A 1,356-nucleotide genomic window follows, 5' to 3' on the forward strand; every position below is an offset into this window, starting at 1 on the left:
AAATGACTGCTCCTTAGAAAGGAGGTGATCCAGCCGCACCTTCCGGTACGGCTACCTTGTTACGACTTAGTCCCAATCGCCAGTCCCACCTTCGACGGCTCCCCCCACAAGGGTTGGGCCACCGGCTTCGGGTGTTACCGACTTTCGTGACTTGACGGGCGGTGTGTACAAGGCCCGGGAACGTATTCACCGCAGCGTTGCTGATCTGCGATTACTAGCGACTCCGACTTCATGGGGTCGAGTTGCAGACCCCAATCCGAACTGAGACCGGTTTTTTGGGATTCGCTCCACCTCGCGGTTTCGCAGCCCTTTGTACCGGCCATTGTAGCATGCGTGAAGCCCAAGACATAAGGGGCATGATGATTTGACGTCATCCCCACCTTCCTCCGAGTTGACCCCGGCAGTCTCCTATGAGTCCCCACCATSACGTGCTGGCAACATAGAACGAGGGTTGCGCTCGTTGCGGGACTTAACCCAACATCTCACGACACGAGCTGACGACAACCATGCACCACCTGTACACCAGTCCGAAGACGCACCCATCTCTGAGTGATTCCGGYGTATGTCAAGCCTTGGTAAGGTTCTTCGCGTTGCATCGAATTAATCCGCATGCTCCGCCGCTTGTGCGGGCCCCCGTCAATTCCTTTGAGTTTTAGCCTTGCGGCCGTACTCCCCAGGCGGGGAACTTAATGCGTTAGCTGCGGCACGGATCTCGTGGAATGAGACCCACACCTAGTTCCCAACGTTTACGGCATGGACTACCAGGGTATCTAATCCTGTTCGCTCCCCATGCTTTCGCTTCTCAGTGTCAGTAATGGCCCAGAGACCTGCCTTCGCCATCGGTGTTCCTCCTGATATCTGCGCATTCCACCGCTACACCAGGAATTCCAGTCTCCCCTACCACACTCTAGTCTGCCCGTACCCACTGCAAGTCCGAGGTTGAGCCTCGGATTTTCACAGCAGACGCGACAAACCACCTACAAGCTCTTTACGCCCAATAATTCCGGACAACGCTCGCACCCTACGTATTACCGCGGCTGCTGGCACGTAGTTAGCCGGTGCTTCTTCTGCAGGTACCGTCACTTGCGCTTCTTCCCTGCTGAAAGAGGTTTACAACCCGAAGGCCGTCATCCCTCACGCGGCGTCGCTGCATCAGGCTTTCGCCCATTGTGCAATATTCCCCACTGCTGCCTCCCGTAGGAGTCTGGGCCGTGTCTCAGTCCCAGTGTGGCCGGTCGCCCTCTCAGGCCGGCTACCCGTCGTCGCCTTGGTGAGCCACTACCTCACCAACAAGCTGATAGGCCGCGAGTCCATCCCAGACCGAAAAACTTTCCACACCATACGGATGCCCGTTGG

1 rRNA gene is annotated in these 1,356 nt (G+C 57.1%); it reads right to left on the reverse strand.

Annotated features, from left to right (window positions below):
- Positions 1-17 precede the first annotated feature (17 nt).
- A 16S ribosomal RNA gene (locus AC1DIW_RS21805) occupies positions 18-1,356 on the reverse strand; the annotation flags it as partial.

The organism is Terrabacter sp. 01T434, from assembly GCF_056398545.1.